Origin of the sequence: Streptomyces naganishii JCM 4654, assembly GCF_014650575.1 — a bacterium.
GTDB lineage: Bacteria > Actinomycetota > Actinomycetes > Streptomycetales > Streptomycetaceae > Streptomyces > Streptomyces naganishii.
Genome location: NZ_BMVF01000007.1, coordinates 329,746 through 350,258 on the forward strand (window position 1 = coordinate 329,746; position 20,513 = coordinate 350,258).

General features: G+C 71.6%; 22 protein-coding genes and 1 tRNA gene. 20 read left to right on the top strand and 3 right to left on the bottom strand.

Features of this window, described 5'->3' with window-relative positions; genetic code table 11:
- Positions 1 to 141 precede the first annotated feature (141 nt).
- The 16 genes from IE217_RS15690 (at position 142) to IE217_RS15765 (ending at position 12,132) form a co-directional block, all read left to right on the top strand.
- Positions 142 to 435 (top strand): hypothetical protein, encoded by a 294-nt coding sequence (locus tag IE217_RS15690; RefSeq protein WP_190178464.1) that lies wholly within the window; start codon positions 142 to 144, stop codon positions 433 to 435.
- Positions 432 to 755, top strand: coding sequence for a hypothetical protein (locus tag IE217_RS15695; protein ID WP_190178465.1), 324 nt, complete (start codon positions 432 to 434; stop codon positions 753 to 755). The genes IE217_RS15690 and IE217_RS15695 overlap by 4 nt, the downstream gene beginning before the upstream one ends.
- Entirely contained in the window at positions 752 to 1,753 is a 1,002-nt protein-coding gene (locus IE217_RS15700) for a DUF2637 domain-containing protein (RefSeq protein WP_190178466.1), read from the top strand. The genes IE217_RS15695 and IE217_RS15700 overlap by 4 nt, the downstream gene beginning before the upstream one ends.
- Complete coding sequence (locus IE217_RS15705) at positions 1,750 to 2,400, top strand: GGDEF domain-containing protein (RefSeq protein ID WP_190178467.1); 651 nt, start codon at positions 1,750 to 1,752, stop codon at positions 2,398 to 2,400. The genes IE217_RS15700 and IE217_RS15705 overlap by 4 nt, the downstream gene beginning before the upstream one ends.
- The gene (locus IE217_RS15710; RefSeq protein WP_190178468.1) at positions 2,397 to 2,723 is read left to right on the top strand and encodes a hypothetical protein; all 327 of its coding nucleotides are present in this window, start codon (positions 2,397 to 2,399) and stop codon (positions 2,721 to 2,723) included. The genes IE217_RS15705 and IE217_RS15710 overlap by 4 nt, the downstream gene beginning before the upstream one ends.
- Positions 2,724 to 2,752: 29 nt before the next feature.
- Complete coding sequence (locus IE217_RS15715) at positions 2,753 to 4,252, top strand: DNA cytosine methyltransferase (RefSeq protein WP_190178469.1); 1,500 nt, start codon at positions 2,753 to 2,755, stop codon at positions 4,250 to 4,252.
- A gap of 162 nt (positions 4,253 to 4,414) precedes the next feature.
- Positions 4,415 to 6,622 (top strand): cell division protein FtsK, encoded by a 2,208-nt coding sequence (locus IE217_RS15720; RefSeq protein ID WP_190178470.1) that lies wholly within the window; start codon positions 4,415 to 4,417, stop codon positions 6,620 to 6,622.
- A 141-nt stretch (positions 6,623 to 6,763) separates the two neighbouring features.
- Positions 6,764 to 7,015 carry a hypothetical protein gene (locus IE217_RS15725; RefSeq protein WP_190178471.1) on the top strand — a complete coding sequence of 84 codons (252 nt, stop codon included), beginning with the start codon at positions 6,764 to 6,766 and terminating at the stop codon, positions 7,013 to 7,015.
- A 36-nt stretch (positions 7,016 to 7,051) separates the two neighbouring features.
- Entirely contained in the window at positions 7,052 to 7,240 is a 189-nt protein-coding gene (locus IE217_RS15730) for a hypothetical protein (protein ID WP_190178472.1), read from the top strand.
- 12 nt (positions 7,241 to 7,252) lie between these two features.
- On the top strand, positions 7,253 to 7,726 hold the full coding sequence (locus IE217_RS15735; RefSeq protein ID WP_190178473.1) for a hypothetical protein: 474 nt from the start codon (positions 7,253 to 7,255) through the stop codon (positions 7,724 to 7,726).
- Between the two features lie 19 nt (positions 7,727 to 7,745).
- Positions 7,746 to 7,931, top strand: coding sequence for a hypothetical protein (locus IE217_RS15740; RefSeq protein WP_190178474.1), 186 nt, complete (start codon positions 7,746 to 7,748; stop codon positions 7,929 to 7,931).
- Between the two features lie 5 nt (positions 7,932 to 7,936).
- The gene (locus tag IE217_RS15745; RefSeq protein ID WP_190178475.1) at positions 7,937 to 8,422 is read left to right on the top strand and encodes a single-stranded DNA-binding protein; all 486 of its coding nucleotides are present in this window, start codon (positions 7,937 to 7,939) and stop codon (positions 8,420 to 8,422) included.
- A gap of 86 nt (positions 8,423 to 8,508) precedes the next feature.
- Positions 8,509 to 9,408, top strand: a complete 900-nt coding sequence (locus tag IE217_RS15750; RefSeq protein ID WP_190178476.1) for a bifunctional DNA primase/polymerase — start codon at positions 8,509 to 8,511, stop codon at positions 9,406 to 9,408.
- Positions 9,405 to 10,544 (top strand): AAA family ATPase, encoded by a 1,140-nt coding sequence (locus IE217_RS15755; RefSeq protein ID WP_190178477.1) that lies wholly within the window; start codon positions 9,405 to 9,407, stop codon positions 10,542 to 10,544. Before IE217_RS15750 ends, IE217_RS15755 begins: the two co-directional genes overlap by 4 nt.
- The gene (locus tag IE217_RS15760) at positions 10,541 to 10,744 is read left to right on the top strand and encodes a helix-turn-helix transcriptional regulator (RefSeq protein ID WP_190178478.1); all 204 of its coding nucleotides are present in this window, start codon (positions 10,541 to 10,543) and stop codon (positions 10,742 to 10,744) included. The genes IE217_RS15755 and IE217_RS15760 overlap by 4 nt, the downstream gene beginning before the upstream one ends.
- Positions 10,744 to 12,132, top strand: coding sequence for a tyrosine-type recombinase/integrase (locus IE217_RS15765; RefSeq protein ID WP_190178479.1), 1,389 nt, complete (start codon positions 10,744 to 10,746; stop codon positions 12,130 to 12,132). Before IE217_RS15760 ends, IE217_RS15765 begins: the two co-directional genes overlap by 1 nt.
- Before the next feature lie 173 nt (positions 12,133 to 12,305).
- Here the strand turns inward: IE217_RS15765 and IE217_RS15770 are convergent.
- A tRNA-Arg gene (locus IE217_RS15770) sits at positions 12,306 to 12,381 on the bottom strand.
- 321 nt (positions 12,382 to 12,702) lie between these two features.
- Between IE217_RS15770 and IE217_RS15775 the strand changes: the two genes are divergently transcribed.
- The 4 genes from IE217_RS15775 to IE217_RS15790 all read left to right on the top strand — a co-directional run bounded on the left by IE217_RS15775 (position 12,703) and on the right by IE217_RS15790 (position 18,953).
- Positions 12,703 to 14,316, top strand: coding sequence for a dynamin family protein (locus IE217_RS15775; RefSeq protein WP_190178480.1), 1,614 nt, complete (start codon positions 12,703 to 12,705; stop codon positions 14,314 to 14,316).
- Positions 14,317 to 14,634: 318 nt separating this feature from the next.
- Positions 14,635 to 16,608, top strand: a complete 1,974-nt coding sequence (locus IE217_RS15780; RefSeq protein WP_268249148.1) for a GTPase — start codon at positions 14,635 to 14,637, stop codon at positions 16,606 to 16,608.
- A gap of 249 nt (positions 16,609 to 16,857) precedes the next feature.
- The gene (locus tag IE217_RS15785) at positions 16,858 to 17,334 is read left to right on the top strand and encodes a single-stranded DNA-binding protein (RefSeq protein WP_190178482.1); all 477 of its coding nucleotides are present in this window, start codon (positions 16,858 to 16,860) and stop codon (positions 17,332 to 17,334) included.
- A 215-nt stretch (positions 17,335 to 17,549) separates the two neighbouring features.
- Positions 17,550 to 18,953: a thioester domain-containing protein gene (locus IE217_RS15790; protein WP_190178483.1), complete on the top strand. Its 1,404-nt coding sequence runs from the start codon at positions 17,550 to 17,552 to the stop codon at positions 18,951 to 18,953.
- Positions 18,954 to 19,323: 370 nt separating this feature from the next.
- On the opposite strand, the gene IE217_RS15795 is transcribed toward IE217_RS15790, so the two are convergent.
- Together IE217_RS15795 and IE217_RS15800 are read right to left on the bottom strand one after the other, a co-directional pair.
- Positions 19,324 to 19,731 (bottom strand): DUF6416 domain-containing protein, encoded by a 408-nt coding sequence (locus IE217_RS15795; RefSeq protein WP_229865320.1) that lies wholly within the window; start codon positions 19,729 to 19,731, stop codon positions 19,324 to 19,326.
- A gap of 125 nt (positions 19,732 to 19,856) precedes the next feature.
- On the bottom strand, positions 19,857 to 20,342 hold the full coding sequence (locus IE217_RS15800) for an HAD domain-containing protein (RefSeq protein ID WP_308432729.1): 486 nt from the start codon (positions 20,340 to 20,342) through the stop codon (positions 19,857 to 19,859).
- Between the last annotated feature and the right edge of the window lie 171 nt (positions 20,343 to 20,513).

A 20,513-nucleotide genomic window follows, 5' to 3' on the forward strand; every position in this document is an offset into this window, starting at 1 on the left:
CGCAAGACCGGGTTCGACTCCCGGTCGGGGCACCACCCCGCCGCCGACGCGGCTTGGGGTCCACCTCGGGCGGTCGCCTCTCACCACCAGGCCACGACCGTCCGGGCGCCTTCCCTGTCCCTTCGACATCAGGAGCGCTTCATGCGTGCCTACATCGGCGGTCATCAGGCCGTCTCCGTCAACGACTTCATCGAACTGGCCCTGGGCATCCCGCCTGAGCTGTGGCTCGGGGTGGAGGGCGAGAGCAAGGAGGAGCGCGCGGCCCGGCTGGACGCGGCGCGCGACATCCTCGCCGACAACCCGGAGCTCCCGGACGACGTGGCCCGCGTCGCCGCGGAGGTCATCGGGGTGCACGCCCCGGAGCTGTTCAACGTCGTCCCGATGCCCCGCCCGGCCGGGCGCCGTCGGTCGTCCCGGAAGGGAGCGGCGGCATGAGCGAGCCGCTGACGCTGGACGGGCTGACCGCTCCACTGCGTGCGCTGCGGCTGCTGGCCGCCGACTTCGGGCACCTGCCCGCCCCGGACGTCGACCTGTCGGGCATCTACCCCGAGCGGCTGACCCTGCGGTTCCACGAGGGTCTGCACGCGTTCGAGGCATGGCGCGAGGCCCTGGCCGTGGCGCCGGAGAAGGTGGCGCACGGGGTGCAGGGCGACGGCATGACGCGCGTGCTGAAGGCGTCGGCCGACTACGCGGGCGCTGAGCTGCATCTGATCGGCTACAGCGACATGCCCGGCTCGGACGGGGGTGCGCAATGACCGTTCCCGAGACGGCACCTGCGGCCGAACGTCCGGCGGTGCCGCCGCTGACGTTCCCCGAGGTGTGGCTCGCCGCAGTCGGGGCGCTCGCCGCCGCCGCGGTCGGCGCTCTGGGGCTGATCTCCTCCTTCGACGCGGTGTCCCTGGCCGCGGCTCGCTGGGGGTTCACTCAGCCGCAGATCCTGCCCGTCGCGATCGATGTGGCCATTCCGGTCTTCACGCTGGCCAACCTGCTGCTGATCCGCCTGGACATGGCCTTGGCGTGGGTGCGGTTCGTGCCCTGGGTGCTCACCCTGGTCACGTGCTGGCTGAACGTCGCTGCCGGACACTCGCTGTCGGCGAAGGTGGCGCACGGCACGATGCCGCTGCTGTGGGTGGTCTTCTCCGAGATCGGCGCGCACGTCTACGCCGTCCGCATCGGCGCCGTCACCGGACGGCGCATGGAGAAGATCCGGTTCTCCCGCTGGCTGCTGGCCCCGGCCTCCACGTTCGCGCTCTGGCGCCGGATGACGCTGTGGGAGGTCACTTCCTACACCGACGCCCTGGCGCTGGAGAGGGAACGGCTGCTGGCCCGCGCGGACCTGCGGGAGCGCTACGGCCGCACCTGGCGCCGCCGGACCCCGCGCCGCGAACGCGTCCTGCTGCGGCTGGGGGAACTGGCCCCGGCCGCTGCCGACGTCAAGCCCGACCCGGCGCCGGTGCCGGAGCAGGCCCCGGTGGAACCGAAGCGCGAGGCGCCCAAACCGCCGCGCAAGCGGCCGGCCAAGGGCAGGGCCAGGGCGGCGCAGCGCACGACGGCCGACCTGCTCGCCGAAGCGCGCACCGTCACGGCCGACTGGACGGACGCCGAGATCAACGGCGAGGCGCTGCGCAAGGAACTGCACTGCGGTTCCGGCCCCGCCCGGCAGGTGCGTGACGCCCTGCTCGCCGAGCGAGCCGACGGCCGCGCCCTGCACCCCGTGGACACGTCCGAACAGGCGGAGGGGGTGGCCGCGTGAACACCCTGACCACGGTCCTGCTGTCCGCGCTGCCGTTCGCGGCAGGTTGGGCGGTCCACGTGTGGTGGCTGCGCGGCTGCCTGAACACCGCCCGGCGTGACCCGCTCACCGGGTTACGCACCCGCGACGGCTTCACCCGCCGCGCCACGGCCCTGCTGAAGGACCCACGCGCGGTCGTGGTGCTGGCCGACGTCGACAAGTTCAAGCACATCAACGACACCTACGGGCATGCAGCTGGCGACGCGTTGCTGAAGGCGACCGCGGACCGGCTCGCCCATCACGTCGGCCGGTCCGGGGTCGCCGGACGGCTCGGGGGCGATGAGTTCGCCGCCGTCCTCATCGACGACCACGGCACCGCCGCCGACCTGCTCGCCGTGCTCCACGGCGTGCTCGCCCGCCCGGTCGAGGGCCAGGACCCGGCAGTCCGCACCACTGTCTCTCTCGGCTGGGTGCGCGCCGCGGACTTCCCGGCCGACGACCTGTCCGGCCTTCTGCGGCGGGCGGATGAGTCGATGTACGCGGCCAAGCAGGCTCGCGCCGGAACCCGCCGCGCGGGGCTGGGCTGGCTGTTCGCCACCGTCACCGGGCGCCGCGCCGGACGGATGGGCGCTCGCACGGACGCACCGGCCGTGGGGGTGGTCGCATGAGTGAGCCTCTGGCCGGGATCGGCACGTGGCGGCCGGTGATGGAGGCGGCGGGCTACCGCTGCCAGTGCGCGGGCGAGTGCGGTAATCCGCACGCCAAGACCGGGGGCCGCTGCCCGCGCGAGCACGACGGCTACACCAGCAAGCACGGCCACCGCATCCGCCTGATGGCCGCCCCCGCGGACCCGCTCACCCCGCCCGTCAAGGCCGTCACGCTGCCGCCCGGAGAGCTGTGGGCCTGGTGCCCGGAGTGCCACACCGCCGCCGCCCGCCGGGCGCGCGGCAGGGCGCTCGCCGACGACGCGCCGGGCCTGTTCGAGCTGTGAACCCCCCTGGTCTGAAAGGAAGCTCAGGCATGAGCCTGACGTTCACCGATCTGTTCTGCGGTGCCGGTGGTTCCTCCACCGGACTGGTCGCGGCTGGGCTGGAACTGCGGCTCGCGGCGAACCACAGTCCGGTGGCCATCGAGACGCACGCGGCCAACCACCCGGACGCCGACCACCTGTGCGCCGACATCGACCACTACGACATGCGGCGTCTGCCGCGCACGGATGTGCTGTGGGCCTCGCCCATCTGCACCGAGCTGTCCCCGGCCGGCGGCCGTCGCCGTAAGAAGGTCTCGCCCGGCCAACTCGCCCTCGAAGTGGACGGGCCGGTCTCCTCCGGCCTGTTGGAGCGAACCCGCGCCACGTTCTGGGACGTGATCCGGGCGAGCGAGGTGCACCGCTATCCCGTGGTCCTGATCGAGAACGTGGCGGAAGCCGCGGACTGGGAACTGTTCGACGTCTGGTTGTCGGGGATGCGGACGCTTGGCTACCGCCATCAGTTCGTGTCGGTTTCCTCCGCGCACATCGGCGGGGACGGCAACCTCCCGGCGCCGCAGTGGCGGGACCGGATCTACGTCGTACTCACCCGCGAGGGCATCCCCCTGCCGGACGTGCAGCCGCGCCCTCTGGCCTGGTGCCCGGCGTGCGGCGAGACAGTGGCCGCGTTCCAGTCGTGGAAGAAGCCCGGCGGAAGGCAATTGGGCAAGTACGGACAGCAGTACGTCTACCGCTGCCCGAACGGCCCGCGGTGCCGTCACACGGTCGTGGAACCCTACGTGCGGCCCGCAGCGGACATCATCGACTGGACGAACCTCGGGGTACGCATCGCCGACCGGCCACAGCACAAGCTGCCGCCGCTCGCGGCGAACACGCTGCGGCGCATCCGTACCGGGCTGGACCAACTCGGCAACCGGCGCATGGTGCTCACCGTCAACCACGGCGGGCACGACGGTCGTCCGGTCCCCGCCGACGCCTCGCCGCTCGCTGCGCGCACGGCGAAGATCGGGGATGCGCTGTTGGTCCCGGCCGGCGGCACGTGGAACACGACCGCGACGACCACGGCTGAGCCGATGCGTACCCGGCTGGCGAACCCGAAGGGGTTCGAGGCGTTGGTCACCCCGCCGCAGGTCGCCGAGGATGCGTTCATCGTCACCTTGCGCCGCAACGCCACTCCGACCGCGGTCGCCGAGCCGGTGGACACCGTGACCGCGAAGGGACGGCATCACTGGCTCGTGGTCCCGTACCGCAACGCGGCGACGAAGACCACAGCGGAGCCGCTGCACACCCTCGGGACCGTCGATTCGGCCGCGATCGCCTCTCCGGCTCCGGTGCTGGAGGAGTGCCACTACCGGATGATCCAGCCGCGTGAACAGCTGCTCGCGCAGCGCTTCCCCGCCGACTACATCGTCCACGGCACCAAGGGCGAGCAGACCATGCAGGCCGGAAACGCCGTCTCTTGCAACGTCGCCCAATGGCTCGGTGAACGCGTCGCCGCCGCGCTCAACTCCACGGCCGCGAACGCTGCTTGATCGCCCGAGGGGTACGAACTGTACCCCTCCGCGAGGGGGTACGGACTGTACCCCTTCCGCCTTCACACAGCGCCCACCATCGGTGCACGGGCCCGGCCTTCCACCTCCTACAGCGTCGGCCGGGCCCGCTCTCCCTCACACCCGAAAGTGGAAGGAACCTCAGTGAACCACCCCGACGACAACGAACTGTTCCACCGGCTCGAAGCCGAGATGGCCGCCGACTCCGGCGCCGAGGTAGTCGACCTGAGCAAGGCCCGGTCGGCGCGCGGCGAGTCGGCCGACCCGCGCGCCGACCGGTCGGCCGACTCGGTCGACGACGACCCCGACGACCGGTCGGCCGTGATGGTCGACGGCCCCGCCCCGGCCGGTCCGGGCCTGATGGACCGACTCCGGGCGGGACAGCGGCGCGAGGTGATCCCGCCGTGGGCGAAGTCCAAGCCGGAGTTCGTCACCGCGCTCGGCTGGCTGGGTGGCTTCGCCTGGCACACCACCGCCTTCCATGCGGTGCGCCTGCCCTGGTACTCCGTCCGGCTCTCCTTCCAGGCCCCGGCCGGGGTCGCCAAGTTCGTCAGCGGCACCCTGCGCTGGGTCGCCGACACCGAGGGCGAGCCGCTGCGGCAGGTGGCCGCGCGGCGCGAGAACGTCGAGGAGTACCTGAAGCTGTCGCGGCAGCGCGACAACCGGGTCAAGCTGCGCGGCATCCTCCTGCTGCTGGCCCTGGTCGTCGGCGTGCCGCTCGCCCTGGTGCTGTTCGTACTCGCCCCCACCTGGCTGGAAGTGCTGGCGCTGGCCCTGCTGACGGCCGGGTTCGGCTTCCTCGGGGCGTCGGCCGACAAGCCGGTCATCTCCCGCGCGGTCGTCACGACCGAAGTCGAGCGGCTGACGAGCGGCATCGTGGAACGCGCCCTCGGGGCGCTCGGTATCGCCGAGATCAACAAGGCGCTCGCCAAGGGCGGGGAGGGCATCAAGTTCCCCGCCCCGATCACCCGCGACGGCCCCGGCTGGCGCGCGGACGTCGACCTGCCCTACGGCGTCACGGTGCCGGACATCCTCGACCGGCGCGAGAAACTCGCCTCCGGTCTGCGCCGCCCCCTGGGGTGCGTGTGGCCCGAGCCGGTCGCCGACGAGCACGCCGGCCGCATGATGCTGTGGGTCGGCGACCGTGCGCTGAACAAGGTGCCCGCCCCGCCGTGGCCGCTGGCCAAGAACGGGTCGGCGTCGCTGTTCAAGCCGTTGCCGTTCGGCACCGACCAGCGCGGCCGGAACGTCGACCTGACGCTGATGTACGACAACGTCCTGATCGGCGCCATGCCCGGCATGGGCAAAACCTTCTCGCTGCGCACCCCGCTGCTCGCCGCCGCGCTGGATCCCACGGCTGAGCTGCTGATCTGGGAGCTGAAGGGCACCGGCGACCTGCACCCGCTGAAGAAGGTGGCGGCCGACTACGGCTCCGGCCCGGACGACGAGACCGCCGCCGCAGCGCTGGACTCCATCCGCTACGTCCATAAGGACCTGGAGCGGCGGGCCAAGGTCATCAGCTCCCTGCCCAAGGACAAGTGCCCGGAGAACAAGGTCATCCCGTCCCTGGCCGCGAACCGCTCCCTCGGTCTGCACCCGCTCGTGCTCGCCATCGACGAGTGCCAGGAGCTGTTCAGCCACGACAAGTACGGCAAGGAAGCCGGAGCGCTGTGCACGGCCATCATCAAGCGCGGCCGGGCGCTCGGGGTGATCCTTCTGCTGGCCACGCAGCGCCCGGACAAGGACTCGCTTCCGCCCGCGATCAGCGCGAACGTGGGCACGCGGTTCTGCCTGCGGGTCATGGGCCAGATCGAGAACGACATGATCCTGGGCACGTCGATGTACAAGAACGGCATCCGCGCCACGTCGTTCACCCGCTCCGACAAGGGCATCGGCTACCTGGTCGGCGCTGCCGACGACCCGCAGATCGTGCGCGGCTACTACCTTGACAACCCGGCCGCGGATGCCATCTGCGAGCGCGCCCGTAAGGCCCGCATCGACGCGGGCACGCTGCGCGGCATCGCCGCAGGCGAGGCGCCGGAGCGGCGCGAGGCGGCCGATCCGCTGCTTGAGGACATCCTCGCCGTCGTCCCGGCGGATGAGGCCAAGCCGTGGAACGACGTCACCGTGGACCGGCTCGCCGAACTGCGGCCGGAGAAGTACGGGCCGTGGGGCGAGATGGCCCCGGCGGACAAGGCGCGGCAGCTCACCACGGCGCTCAAGCCGTACGGCGTGAGCACGGGCCAGGTGGCCCGCAGGGTCAACGGCAAGACGGTCAACCGGACCGGGTTCGAGCGCGCTCACATCGTCACGGCGATTGCGGAGCGTGACCGTAACCGGGACGCGGGCTGACGCCGAGGGGTCTCTAGTGCTAGGGGTCAGACCCTCTAGCGCTAGAGGTCCCGCTAGCGCCCCATATGGGCCCTGATCAGCGATCTAGCCGATAGGACCCCACCTGCGGAAACCCCCGAAAACCGCCCTGGGAGGGCTGTTGTGACCCCGATCCTGCTCGCTATCGCGCTCCTACTGTTCGTCACGCTCGGTTACGCATCGGTGTGCGCGGCGAGCCCGTTCGGCTCCTGCCGCAAGTGCAACGGCTTCGGCTTCGCCATGACCACCGACCGCAAGGGACGGCCCAAGCGCGGCAAGACCTGCCGCCGCTGCAAGGGCCACGGCAAGCGCATCCGCGTCGGCCGCTGGCTCTACAACCGCGCCGCCCGCACCTACCGCCAAGGCACTCGCTGACCCCAACCCGGCTCCAATGAAAGGAGATCCGCGCCCGTGGCCGTGACCGTCTCCCTCGCCCTGCTCTTCGGTTTCCTGCTCGCCGTCCTGATCCGCTCCGGCTCGCTCAAGGCCGGCGGCGCCTTCGTCGCCGCGATGTTCGGCTTTTACCTCGCCTCGACCGGAGCTGCCCCCACCGTCAACCACCTCATGCGCGCCGTCGTCGACGCGCTGCCGAACCTGTAGAGGAGCAAGGCCGTGAACGAAAACGTCCCGGCTCTGCGGCTGGACACATCCACCGCCCCGGCGCACGACCCGGCAGCGCTGAGCCTGTACGCACCGGACCTGGCGGTCGTCGAGCTGGCCGCTGAACGCGGGCCGGTCGTATGGGTGCCCGACGCCTACGGGCGCATGGTCCCCATGCCCAAGCACCTCGCCCCGCCGCCTTTGGTGCGCCCGGAGCCGCGCGACCTGACCCCGCTGCCGCTGCTGGACCCGGTCGCTCAGCGGTTCATCGGCGCCGGAATTGGCGGCGGCGCCCTGTCGGCCGGCGTCGGTTACGGCATCGGCGAGGTCATCAACGCGGTCGCCGGGTTCAGCTCCGGCGCCGCCATGTGGATCGCCCTCGCCGTCCTCGCCTGGCGCACCCCCCGCTCCCTCACCAACGGCCGGAGCGGAAGCACGGTCCACATCCGCAAGGCCGTCATCAAGCGCAGCCACTTCCACGGCTGAATGCCCCGAAAGGAGGACCGTGTTCGAGATCCGCGTCATCTGCGAGCCGGACGACGGCGACCGCGTCTGCGAGGCCCTGGCCGCCGCGTTCGACACCGGCCCGGCACGCCAGTACCCGACCCGCGACGGCAAGCGCACCCGGCTGTACGTCACGGCCGACCACCGCGACTCCAGCACCAACACCGACCACGCCGGAAGCGAGTGATCCCCATGTCCGTAGGAGAGACCCCCATCACCATCGTCGGCAACCTCGCCGCAGACCCCGAACTGCGGTTCACCACCAGCGGTGACGCCATCGCCCGGTTCTCCGTCGCCTCCACCCCGCGCAGCTACGACAAGTCCACCGGCCAGTGGCGCGACGGAACCGCGATGTTCCTGCGCTGCACCGCGTGGCGCGACCTCGCCAACCACGTCGCCGACAGCCTGACCAAGGGCATGCGCGTGGTGGTCACCGGCCGTCTGCGTCAGCACAACTGGCAGACGGACCAAGGCGAGAACCGCTCCATGCTCGCCCTGGAAGTCGACGACATCGGCCCCTCGCTGCGGTTCGCCACGGCCAAGGTCGCCAAGGTGCAGCGCAACGGGACCTCGTCCGGCCCGGCCAACGACGCGTGGAACACCCCCGCCCCCACCGGGGCCACCGCGTCCACGGGCGGATGGGGCACCCCGTCCTCCGGCGACGAACCGCCCTTCTAGACACGCCCAGGGCGACCGCCTCTCACCACAAGACCGCGGTCGCCCTGGCTCTCCTTGTCCCTTCGACAGAACAGGAGACCTCCAGAATGCCCTACCTGGACGGCCCTGCCCAGCTCGCCGCAGCGCTTGACGCTGCGTCGCGCGGCTGGCACGTCTTCCCCCTCATCCCCGGCGCCAAGCGCCCCGCCGTCCGCGACTGGGAGACGCGCGCCACCATCGACCGCGAGCGCATCACCCGGTGCTGGACGCACGCCCCCTACAACGTCGGCATCGCTACCGGCCCCTCTCGGCTGGTCGTCGTCGACCTCGACATCCCCAAGGGCCCGGACGACACCCCGCCGGCCGAATGGGCCGCGCACGGTGTCACCAAGGGCGCCGACGTGCTCGCCCTGCTCTGCGAGCGGCACAGCCAGCCCTTCCCCGCCGACACGTACTCGGTCCGAACCTGGAGCGGCGGCACCCACCTGTACTTCGCCGCCCCCGAGGGCGAGCCACTGCGCAACACCGCGGGAGACAGCGCGCGCGGGCTCGGTTGGAAGGTCGACACCCGCGCCGCCGGCGGACTCGTGGTCGGTGCTGGAAGCACCTTCGCCGGAGAGCCCTACACAGTGGCTCACAAGGCCCCCGTGGCGCCGCTCCCCGACTGGCTCGCGGAACTGCTACGCCCGGCCCCGCTGCCCCCGCAGCGTCCGCTCACGGTCCCGCTCACGGCCCGCGACCGGCGCGGCAAGTTCCTGAACGCCGCGCTCCACGGCGAGTTGGCGCGCGTCACCGGCTCCGGCGCCCACCAGCACAACAACGCGCTCTACATCGCCTCCGTGGCTCTCGGTCAGTTGGTCGCAGGGGGAGAGCTGGACGCGTACGAGGTGACCGAGAGGCTTGTCGAGGCGGCGCTGAGCGTCGGGCAGGGCGAGCGCGAGGCACGGCGCACCATCGCCTCCGGCCTGCGAGCCGGAGCCAATCGCCCCCGGACGGTCGCGGCATGAGCACCAACCCGATTCCCCCGCTGCACCTGTACTCCGTGCCCAGCGACCCCGAGGCGGCCCCGCGCGAGTTGCCGAAGCGGGAGCGCCCGCGCACGGCGTGGACCGCGGACCAGCTCATGGCCGCAGACTTCCCGGAGCCGAGGTGGGCCGTGCCCGGCATCCTCGCCGAGGGCGTCAACCTGCTCGCCGGACCGCCCAAGGTGGGCAAGTCGTGGCTGTCCCTCGGCCTGGCTCTCGCGGTCGCGGCCGGCGGTCAGGCTTTCGACTCCGTACCCGTCAAGGGCGGCCCGGTGCTCTACCTCGCCCTGGAGGACACCCCGCGCCGTCTCCAGACCCGCATGGGCAAGATCCTGGGCGGGCAGGCGGCCCCGGCCGGTCTGACCCTGGTCACCGAGTGCCCGCCCTTCCCACAGGGCGGCAGCGAGGCCATCGCCGGATGGCTGGACCGCAACCCGGACGCCCGCATGGTCGTCATCGACGTGTTCGCCAAGATGCGCGGCCCCGCCCCACAGGGCGTCTCGCAGTACGACGCGGACTACGTCGCCGTTGGCTACGCCAAGCGGATCGCCGACCACTACGGCATCGCCGTAGTGCTCGTGCACCACGTCCGCAAGGCAGGCTCGGACGACTTCCTGACCGAGGTGTCCGGTACGAACGGCATCGCCGGAGCCGCCGACGCAACGCTCGTCCTGAAGCGGGCCCGTGGGCAGGCAGACGGGATCCTGCACGTCACCGGACGCGACGTGGATGAAGCCGAGTACGCGCTCAGGTTCCACGCTGCCTCCGGTGCTTGGCAGATGCTCGATGGGCCGGTCTCCGACCACACCATCGGCGACACCCGTGCGGCCATCCTCCGGTACGTCCGGGAGAACCCCGGCGTCCGGCCGCGGGACATCGTGGCCGCGCTGCCGGACATCGACGCGGACACCGTGCGCCGGTACTGCTCCCGCATGGCGGAGGCAGGACAGCTCACCAAGGACGCCGGAGGCCGCTACTACCCGGACACCCCGCACCCGGAGGTGTCCCAGGTGTCCGACTGTCCGGTCACCTCATCTCACCTGCACGAACAGACCGGACACCCCCAGACCCCCAGTGTCCGACTGTCCGACCCCAACGACGAAGGGAGCGCGCGGTGACGACGGCTCTGCCCAGGTCGCGAGACGACAAGCTCACGCTTGCCGAGATCTGCACGGACCTGAAGATCTCGCGCTCCACCTTCTACGACTGGCGCGCGAAGGGGCGCGCACCGCGCTGCATCAAGCTGCCCAACGGCGACCTTCGGATCCGACGCAGCGATTACGAGCACTGGCTGAACGACCGGGAGGACCGCGCCTGATGGAGACGACGTACAACGTCAAGATCTGGAGCATCAGGGTCTACCGGGGCAAGCAGAAGACGTCATACAGCGTGCGCTGGTCCCTGGCCGGTCGAGAATGGCGCCAACCCTTCGATACGCGGGCGCTCGCGGACGCGTTCCGCTCCGAACTGGTCAGTGCCACGCGCCGTGGTGAGGCTTTCAGCCTCACCACGGGCCGCCCCATCTCCCATCAGTCCGGGGCGAGCGCTGTGAACTGGTACGACTTCGCCGTCCAGTTCGCGGACGCTCAGTGGCACCGCACCGCGGGAAACAGCCGGAAGAACACCGCCAAAGCCCTGATGACAGCAACCGTCGCGCTGCTGCGTACGCCGCCGGCCGCCTTCAAGCCGGTCGACGTGCGCACCGCGCTGCGAGAGTTCGCGTTCAACACCCGCCGTCGGGAAGAAGCCCCCGATGAGGTGCTCGCGATCCTGAAGTGGGTGGAACGCAACACCATGTCCATGGCCGTATGGGAGGACCCGGCCAAGGTGGACGAAGTTCTGTACGCCCTGGGAACGAAACTGGATGGCACGCGTGCCGCCGCCAGCTCCGTCAAGCGCAACCGGCGGATCCTGAACGTCGCGATGGAATACGCGGTGAAGCACCGGATCCTGCGGGCCAACCCGCTGCCGAAGGGCCGGGGCTCGGTACCCAAGACTTCGTCCGCCGTCGACAAACGGTCTCTGCTCAATCCTGAGCAGGCGGCCCGCCTGCTGGGCTGGGTGCGACGCCGGCCTCGGGGCGGCAAGAGGCTGCACGCGTTCTTCGCCACGCTCTACTACGCCGGGCCACGCCCGGAAGAGGTGGTGGCGATGGGCGTGGCGGACGTCCGGCTGCCCGAGGAAGGAGCCGACGACCAATGGTGTGAGTTGCTGTTCCACACAGCTCAGCCCGAGGTCGGGAAGAACTGGACCGACGACGGCGGGATCCACGAAGAGCGCGGCCTGAAGGGGCGCGCTGCGGACGACACCCGTGTCGTACCGGGTCACCCCTCGCTGACCCGGATCCTCCGCGAGCACATCAAGGGCAGGCACCTGAAGCCGGGAGATCTGCTGTTCCAAGGAGAGAAGGGAGAGATGCTCGCGGGCTCTGTCATCCGTCGGGCGTGGCGAAGCGCGCGTGCGGAAGTCCTTACGCCGGAAGAGTTCGCGTCGCCGCTGGGCAAGAGGGTGTACGACCTGCGGCACACCTGCCTGACGCGATGGCTGAACGACGGCGTACCGCCCGCACAGGTGGCGGAGTGGGCGGGAAACAGCGTCCCGGTCCTGCTCGCCATCTACGCCCGCTGCGTCTCTGGGCAGCTTCGGGACCTCAAGCGCCGCATGGAGGCAGGGGAAGACCTTCCAGAGCTGCCTGAGACGGCGTGACGGTGCCGGAAGGCTTCGCCACGCATTTGCCACAGCCACCCGCAGAAACCCGGTGACAGCCGGACAGCGCCGGACCCTTCCCGTGATCAATGGGGAGCGGTCCGGCGCTCTTCTGCGAAGGGTTCCACCTGTTCTGACCAGCAAAAAGCCCTCCCGAGGGGGAGGGCGAGGGGTGGCGCCCCCGGCAGGACTCGAACCTGCGGCCAAGCGCTTAGAAGGCGCCTGCTCTATCCACTGAGCTACGGGGGCCTGGTGTGGTGGCCTCGGTCGTGGTGCCCGGGTGTGGGCTGATCCTTGACGTTGCCGGGGACAAGGATAGGGCTCCCGGATCCGTGTCCCTGTTGCTTCGCCTCCGTGGCTCAATGTGGAGGTTCGGTGAAGCGGTCCTGATAATCGCAGGCAGGTACGAATCGTGCACCGCTTTTCGCCTCCGGCGCACCGGGTGTTGTGCACTCGTTATGCCTTGACTGTGCCCGCGCCCCAGTCATCCCTTCCGTCCCTTGTGTTCTATCGGCACGCAGACATGCTCATATGCTTCAGAATTCCCCTAAAATTGGGCATTCTTCGCATGTGGTGACCTTGGACGTACGGCCTCAGCTGCTCGAAGCACTCTCCGCCCTGCGCGACCGTGTCGCCGCCGCACGCTTCCCGCTGCCCCTCGCCGGGGCCCCGCGCGCGCGTGCCAACCGCGACGAACTGCTCGCACAGCTCGACGACTACTTGGTGCCCCGGTTGAGAGAGCCCCAAGCGCCGTTGCTGGCCGTCGTCGGGGGCTCCACGGGCGCCGGGAAGTCGACACTCGTCAACTCCCTTGTGGGACGGCGGGTCACCGAGGCGGGAGTACTGCGGCCGACGACCCGCAACCCCGTGCTGGTCTGCCACCCGGAGGACCATCACTGGTTCAGCGGCGTACGGGTGCTGCCCGACCTCCCGCGCGTGTGGGAGCCCCGGTCCGACCCGCTGGCCGCAGACGACCTGCTGAACCCCGAGGACGATCCCGCGCGGGTGCTGCGCCTGGAGACCGTCGAGACCGTGCCCCCGGGCCTCGCCCTTCTCGACGCCCCCGACATCGACTCCCTGGTCGCCGACAACCGCGCCCTCGCCGCGGAACTCATCTGCGCCGCGGACATCTGGGTGATGGTCACCACCGCGGCCCGCTACGCCGACGCCGTGCCCTGGCACCTGCTGCGCACCGCCAAGGAGTACGACGCCATGCTGGTGACCGTGCTGGACCGGGTGCCCCACCAGGTCGTCTCCGAGGTCTCCCGGCAGTACGGCGCCCTGCTGACCAAGGCGGGCCTCGGCGACGTACCGCGGTTCACGGTGCCGGAACTGCCCGAGTCCGCCTGGGGCGGCGGACTGCTGCCCGCCACCGCCGTCGCGCCGCTGCGCACCTGGCTGGTCCACCAGGCCCAGGACAGCGCCGCCCGGCAGCACGCGATGGCACGCACCGCGCACGGCGTCCTCGACTCGCTGAAGTCCCGGATGCCCGAACTGGCGAGCGCCACCGCCGCGCAGTACGCGGCCGCCCTCCGCCTCACCTCCGCCGTCGACAGCGCCTACGACACCGAGCACGCGCGCGTGCGCGCCCGGCTCCAGGCCGGCGCCGTCCTCGCCGGCGACGCCCTCAAGCGGTGGCGCGCCTTCCCGCTGGACTGCACCGCCCCCGAACTTCTGGACGCGCTCGTGGAAAGCCTCGGCGCCCTGCTGCTGTGCTCCGTCACCGCCGCCGACGAACGCGTCGACGACGCCTGGCGGCGCGAACCCGCCGCCGGCGCCCCCGGGCTCGCCGCCCGCGACACCACGTACGAGAACGCCGAGCACCGCATCGGCATGGCCGTACGGCGGTGGCGGCGCGAACTGGAGGAGTACGCCGAGGACGAGGTGAGCCGCCTGGACCGCAGTGCCGCCCCGGACCCCGAGGTCGTCGCCGCCCTGGCCGCGACCGGGCTGCTGGGCGGACGCCGCGCCCGGTCCGCCGGCGAGGGGCTGGCCGAGCGGATCGGCGCCCACGGCGCGCTGCGGCTGCGCGACCGCGCGGGGCGGCTGCTCGCCGACTACCTGGACCGGGTGATGCACACCGAGCGCGAGCGCCGGCTGGCCCCGCTCGACGCCCTTGAGGTGCATCCGGAGCCCCAGGCCGAACTCATTGCCGCGCTGTCCGTACTGCTGAAGGAGAGGTGACCGGTGACCGCCGTCACTGACCAGAACCGAACGGAACACACCGATCAGACGGAGGGCACGGTCACCACGGACAGGGAGATGACCGAGATCACCGGGAACCCGCCGGAGCAGCGGGGGGCCGACGGGGCCGACGTTGCTGGTGGGCCTGCGGGGGCCGGTGGGGCCGGTGGAAACGCTGCAGCCGGTGGGACTGGCGGTGGTGTTTCCGGCGGCGCGGCCGAGCCGGGGGCCGCCGTGTCGGCGGACTCCGCGGACGGCCGCGGGGGTCCGGACCGTCCGGACGGTCCCGACGGCCCTGGGGCCAGGGCCACGGAGGGGATGAGCGCCCACGCGCGCGTGGAGCACGGAGACCGCCACGCGCGCGTGGAGCACGACGACCGGCAAGCCGCGCGTGCGAAGGAGGACGACGGGCGCGCCGCAGGCGCCGAGGAAGGCGACCGGCACGCGCGCGCCAAGGACGATGAGCGACACGCCCGCGTGAAGGACGATGACCGACACGCGCGCGTGAACGACGATGAGCGGCAGGCGCGCGTGCAGGACGACGGCCGGCAGACGCGGGCCAAGGACGACGGCGACCGGGAGCGCACGGAGCCCGAGGACATCTGGGACGACGGGCTGATCGCGCGCCGCGTCACCGAGTCCAGCGCCGCCGAACTCGCCCCGGTCGTCGAACCCCGGGTCTCCAGGCCGCTGCCCGTGACCCCGCTGGCGTACGACGGGCCGCTGCGGTCGCGCCTGGACGCGCTGCGCGAGCTGGTGGGCCTGTCCCGCACCCGGCTCGACAGCCGCACCCTCGCCGAGGCCGGCCGAGTCCTCGACGAGGCGGCCGCGCGGCGCCGGCTCTCCGGGCAGCACACCGTCGTGGCCATCGCGGGCGCGACCGGCAGCGGCAAGTCGCAGCTGTTCAACGCGCTCGCCGGAGTGGCGATCTCCGAGACCGGCGTACGGCGCCCGACGACCGCGGCCCCCATCGCGTGCAGCTGGAGCGACGGCGCGGCGAGCCTCATCGACCGCCTGGGCATCCCGGGCCGGCTGCGCAGACGCCCGGTCCAGGGCCCCGACGGCGATCCGCAGCTGCGCGGCCTGGTCCTTGTCGACCTGCCCGACCACGACTCGGCCGCCGTGCAGCACCGCGAGCACGTGGACCGGATCCTCGGACTCGTCGACGCCGTGATCTGGGTCGTCGACCCGGAGAAGTACGCCGACGCGGTCCTCCACGAGCGCTACCTGCGGCCGCTCGCCGGCCACGCGGAGGTCATGTTCGTCGTCCTCAACCAGGTGGACCGGCTGCCCGGGGAGGCCGCCGACCAGGTCCTCGACGACCTGCGGCGGCTGCTCGACGAGGACGGGATCGCCCTCGGCGAGCACGGCGAGCCCGGCGCGACCGTGCTGGCCCTGTCCGCGCTCACCGGGGAAGGAATCGGCGAACTGCGCGAGGCGCTCGGCCAGTTCGTGGCGGAACGCGGGGCGGCCGCGCGGCGCATCGCCGCCGACGTGGACGCGGCGGCGCTGCGGCTGCGGCCCGTCTACGCGACACCGCGCCGCGCCGGGCTCAGCGAGGAGGCGCGCGAGGAGTTCGCGGCCCGGCTCGCGGACGCGGTGGGCGCCACCGCCGCCGGCGAGGCCGCCGAACGCGCCTGGCTGCGCAACGCCGGCCGGGCGTGCGGAACCCCGTGGCTGCGGCTGTGGCGGTGGTACCAGGACCGCAGCGAGCCGCCCACCGGCCGGCTGCCGGTGCGCGCCCAGCCGGACGAGGAGGCCACCGCACGCCAGCGCGTCGAACAGGCGGTCCGTACGGTGGCCGACCGAGCCTCGGCCGGACTGCCGACGCCCTGGGCGCAGGCGGTGCGCGAGGCCGCGGTGCGCGGGGCCCACGGGCTGCCCGAGGCGCTGGACGAGCTGACGGCGCGGGCCGGGCTGTCCCCGGGGCGGCCGCCGCGGCCCGGCTGGTGGCCGGCGGCGGTCCTCGCGCAGGCCTCGATGACGATCCTCCAGGTCGTCGGGGGGCTGTGGCTGGTGGGCCAGATCATCGGGGTGATGTCGCCGAACCTCGGGGTGCCCGTGCTGCTGATGGTCGCGGGCATCGTCGGCGGGCCGCTGGTGGAGTGGAGCTGCCGGATCGCGGCGCGCGGACCGGCGCGGCGGTACGGGCAGGAGGCGGAGCGCCGGCTGCGCGAGGCCGCGGCGGGCTGCGGCAGGGCCCGCGTCCTGGATCCGGTGGCGGCGGAACTGCTGCGCTACCGCGAGGTGCGGGAGCAGTACGCACGGGTCATGAGGGCGGGGGTGCGCTGAGCGGACTCTGCCGGAGGGGCATGGGGGGCGCCGGTCGCCCACTCCGTTGATCGCGTACTCCGTTCGGGTGGGCGAGTTTTCCACAGGCGGGCGCTGTTCCACAGGGCCCGGCGGGCTCGGCCCGGCGGCGGCAGTCTGGTTCCGCGGCGATCGCGACGGAGCGGTTGCCACGACGGACGCAGCCGTACGGGACGGGCCCGTACGCGTCTTCACCCGGCCCCGGACGGGCCGGCGAGGGAGGGGTTCACGATGAACGAGACGATGGTCTGCGCGGTGGGCAACGTGGCGACGCAGCCGGTCTACCGGGAGCTGGCGTCGGGCGCGTCGGCGAGGTTCCGGCTGGCGGTGACCTCGCGCTACTGGGACCGGGAGAAGGGCGCCTGGACCGACGGGCACACCAACTTCTTCACGGTCTGGGCCAATCGCCAGCTGGCGTCGAACGCGGTGGCCTCGCTGAACGTCGGCGACCCGGTCGTCGTGCAGGGCCGGCTGAAGGTGCGCGCGGTGCCCCGGGACGGCAACACCCGTACCTCGGCGGACATCGACGCCGTGGCGATCGGCCACGACCTCGCCCGGGGCACGGCGGCCTTCCGCCGCACGAGCAGGCCCGACAGCACCACGGCCGCGATGCCCGCACAGCCCGAGCCCAGTTGGGAGACCCCGCCTGAGGACGCGGCCGAGGACACGGCGCCACAGCAGCAGCGGGAACCCGCGGCGGTCACCTGAGCACCGGTCCCCGGACGGTTCTTCCGCCGTACCCGGGCAGTTCGCCGGCCGTTCTCCGGCGATAACGATTCCGAGTCGGATCAGTCATCTGACGATATGACAGCGGGTAGTGGTGCCCGTGATCCATAGGATGCCGAACAGGCTCTGTGGGCTTGAAGATTCTGCTGGTGGGACCGCGCCCCCACGTCAACGGGTCCCGCTCGAAGGGGAATTCTGTGTGTGCTTCGTACGCTGCGCCGTTCACGCGCAGTCGAGGGGCGGGCCGACGCACCGCCGCACTCCTGGTCTGCGGGCTGGCGGCCGCCGGTGTCGTGGCCGCCGCCGGGCCGGCCGCCGCCGCGGGGACGCCGCGGGGCCAGGGCGGGGCGACCGCCACCATCGGCAGCCTCAAGACGTACGGCACCGCCGTCATCCATGACAAGGACGGGAACTACCAGGTCTCCGCCGGACTGTTCCAGATGTTCGTCGACGGCGGCGGCATGCTGCAGACGTACTCCGTCGACCTGCGCAACCCCACGCAGAAGGACGCCAAGTACCACGAGACGCCGTGGAGCGGCACCTCGCTGGGGACGAACAAGAACGCCGGCCGGATCCGCTGGATCCTGCAGAACTCCTACCCGCAGGTGAACGACCTCGCGGCGCTCGCCGCCAAGGCGGGCGTCAAGAGCCTCACCGAGCAGGACGCGGCGGCCGGCACCCAGGTGGCGATCTGGCGCTACTCCGACGGCGCACGCGTCGACGCCGTCGGCCCGCAGGCCGAGAAGCTCGCGGACTACCTCCAGGGGGGCGCCGGCGACCTGCCCGAGCCGAAGGCCTCGCTGACGCTGGCCCCGCCCGCCGTCTCCGGCCGGCCCGGCAAGCGGCTGGGTCCCGTCACGGTGCACACGGACGCGAGCAGCGTGACGGTGACGCCTCCGGCGGACGCGGCCGCCGACGGCGTACGGATCGTGGGGAGCGACGGCAAACCCGTCACCTCCGCCAAGGACGGCAGCCGGCTCTTCTTCGACGTCCCCGAGGACGCGGCGGCCGGCGGTGCCGAGCTGACCGTCCAGGCCTCCACCACCGTGCCGGTCGGCCGCGCCTTCACCGCGGACAGCCGCAGCCAGACCCAGATCCTCGCCGGCTCCAGCGAGTCCACGGTCGCCGCGACCGCCACCGCGGCCTGGGCCGCCGAGGGCGCGATACCCGCCCTGTCCGCGGTGAAGGACTGCGCGAAGAACGGCCTGGACATCACGGCGGTCAACAAGGGCGACAAGGCGTTCACCTTCGAGCTGCTGGGCACGGAGCACACCATCCCGGCGGGCGCGTCCCCGACGGTCACGATCCCGCTCCAGGAGGACCAGGCCTACGACTTCACGATCACGTCCCCCTCAGGCCGGGGCCAGCGCTTCACCGGCGTCCTCGACTGCAGGACCGAGGGCGCGGCGATCGGCACGACCACCCAGACGCTCAGCGCACCCAGCCCCGCCACGGTCGGCGGCACCGCGCCGGGCACCAACCTCGCCGACACCGGCGGCACCAGCACCACCCCGCTGATAGCCGCCATCGGCCTCAGCCTCCTGGTCCTCGGCGCCACGGCCCTGAGCATCGTCCACAAGAAGCGCACCACGCAGAACTGACCGGCGAAGACCGACGATCCTTGCCAATTCCACAACGAGTGCCAAGCACACGTCTTCCACACGCTCTTCGATGACTTCTGCGATGCCGACGAGCCCGGGCGATACCTCGGGGTCAGGCTGAGGACTGTGGAAGAGGTCGTCCTCATGCGTGAACTGGGCATCATGCTCAACGCCGCGGCGGCCGAGGCACCCAACGACGCCGATCTGAGCGCCTCAACGTGAGCCGCAGCGTTGAGTGTCCAAAGGCAGTGAAAGGGCGCTCAACGATGACCAACGTCGACAGCTGCCGACAGCTCAGCAGTAGTCAAGGCGTTGATCGGTAAGGCGGCCGCCGGCCATGGCCGCCGGTAATCAGTTTTGGCTGTACAGATCACACATCGCCGAGCTGAGCGGCCAGGAAAACCGCTGCCACCGAGGGGCGGACTGCGTATGTCGCGCCCGTGCTCCCCTCGGGTGCCTCCCACCAGTAGAACGGAAGCCGCCGCCCACTGTTGCTGTGTCCCTTGCTCATCCCGGACAGCACTCCTGCCACGCGCCGCGCCGGATCACGCTCGTTAGGCCCGCCCAGAGCCTTGTCCACCAGCTCCGTGCAGTGGATCCTCCGGCCAGGGTTGCGCGCCAGGTACTCGAGCACTTGCCGGGCCTGCGGTGCGAGTTCAGCCAGGAACTCCGCGGCGCTCTGCAAGTCCTCCGGACCCCATTCCGGGGCGCCGTAGTGCCCCGCTTCGCCCGAGTGCTCAGCCCATCGCGGATCAACCTCAGACAGATACTCCGTCATGCCCGCCCCCAACAGTTCGTGCGCAGTGTGTGTCGTTGGCACCGTACAGAGTCACCAGGACACTGCGTGTCGAATCCGTGTCGGAGTTCTACTGACAAGCCGCTCAGCTGAGGAAGAGCCACAGGTCAAGGGGAGGATGGGAAGCCACAGAGCGCCTTCTGAGCGCCTGGCCCTGGGGCTCGGCTCGTCGTACCTAGCCACCCAGCGAGCACCCAGAAGTCGGCGTCTTCCAGGCCCTTGGTCGGGTCGACGCGATGAAGAAGCGCCGGCCCGGCATGTTGGGCGGCGACCCAGAGGCGGTCCATGCTGCTGATCTCGTCGTCGACCCAGATGAACGGCCGGCCATTGGCCCACTCGACGAGATGACGGGTCTTCCAGTGCAGGCCCCGCGGACTGTCGTCGGCACAGGCGTCCGGCCACGCCATGACGGGCAGTCGTGGCAGTCCGATGCGTGGGGCGACGGCCTCGTTTGCCTCCTCCATCCATGCCGAGGCCCACACGAGATCACAGCCCAGGGCCGTGAGGCGCAGCCCAAGATCAGGGTCAAGCCGCCCGAGCAGGGGGTTTCCCTGGTCGACGGCCACCTCAAGGCCGGAGGCAGGGGTGCGCAGACTGCTGGCTGACGACCCGTGGCAGGGGTGGCACTCTGTGTCCTGGCCGTCCCTGGGCCGTGCGAGGGCGCCCGAGGCCACTCAACGACAACCGACAGTGAGGACGGGCCGCAGCTCCCACCAGCGAAACCCCAGGTCAGAGGCGCCCGGCCTTACTGGTTTCCGCTACGG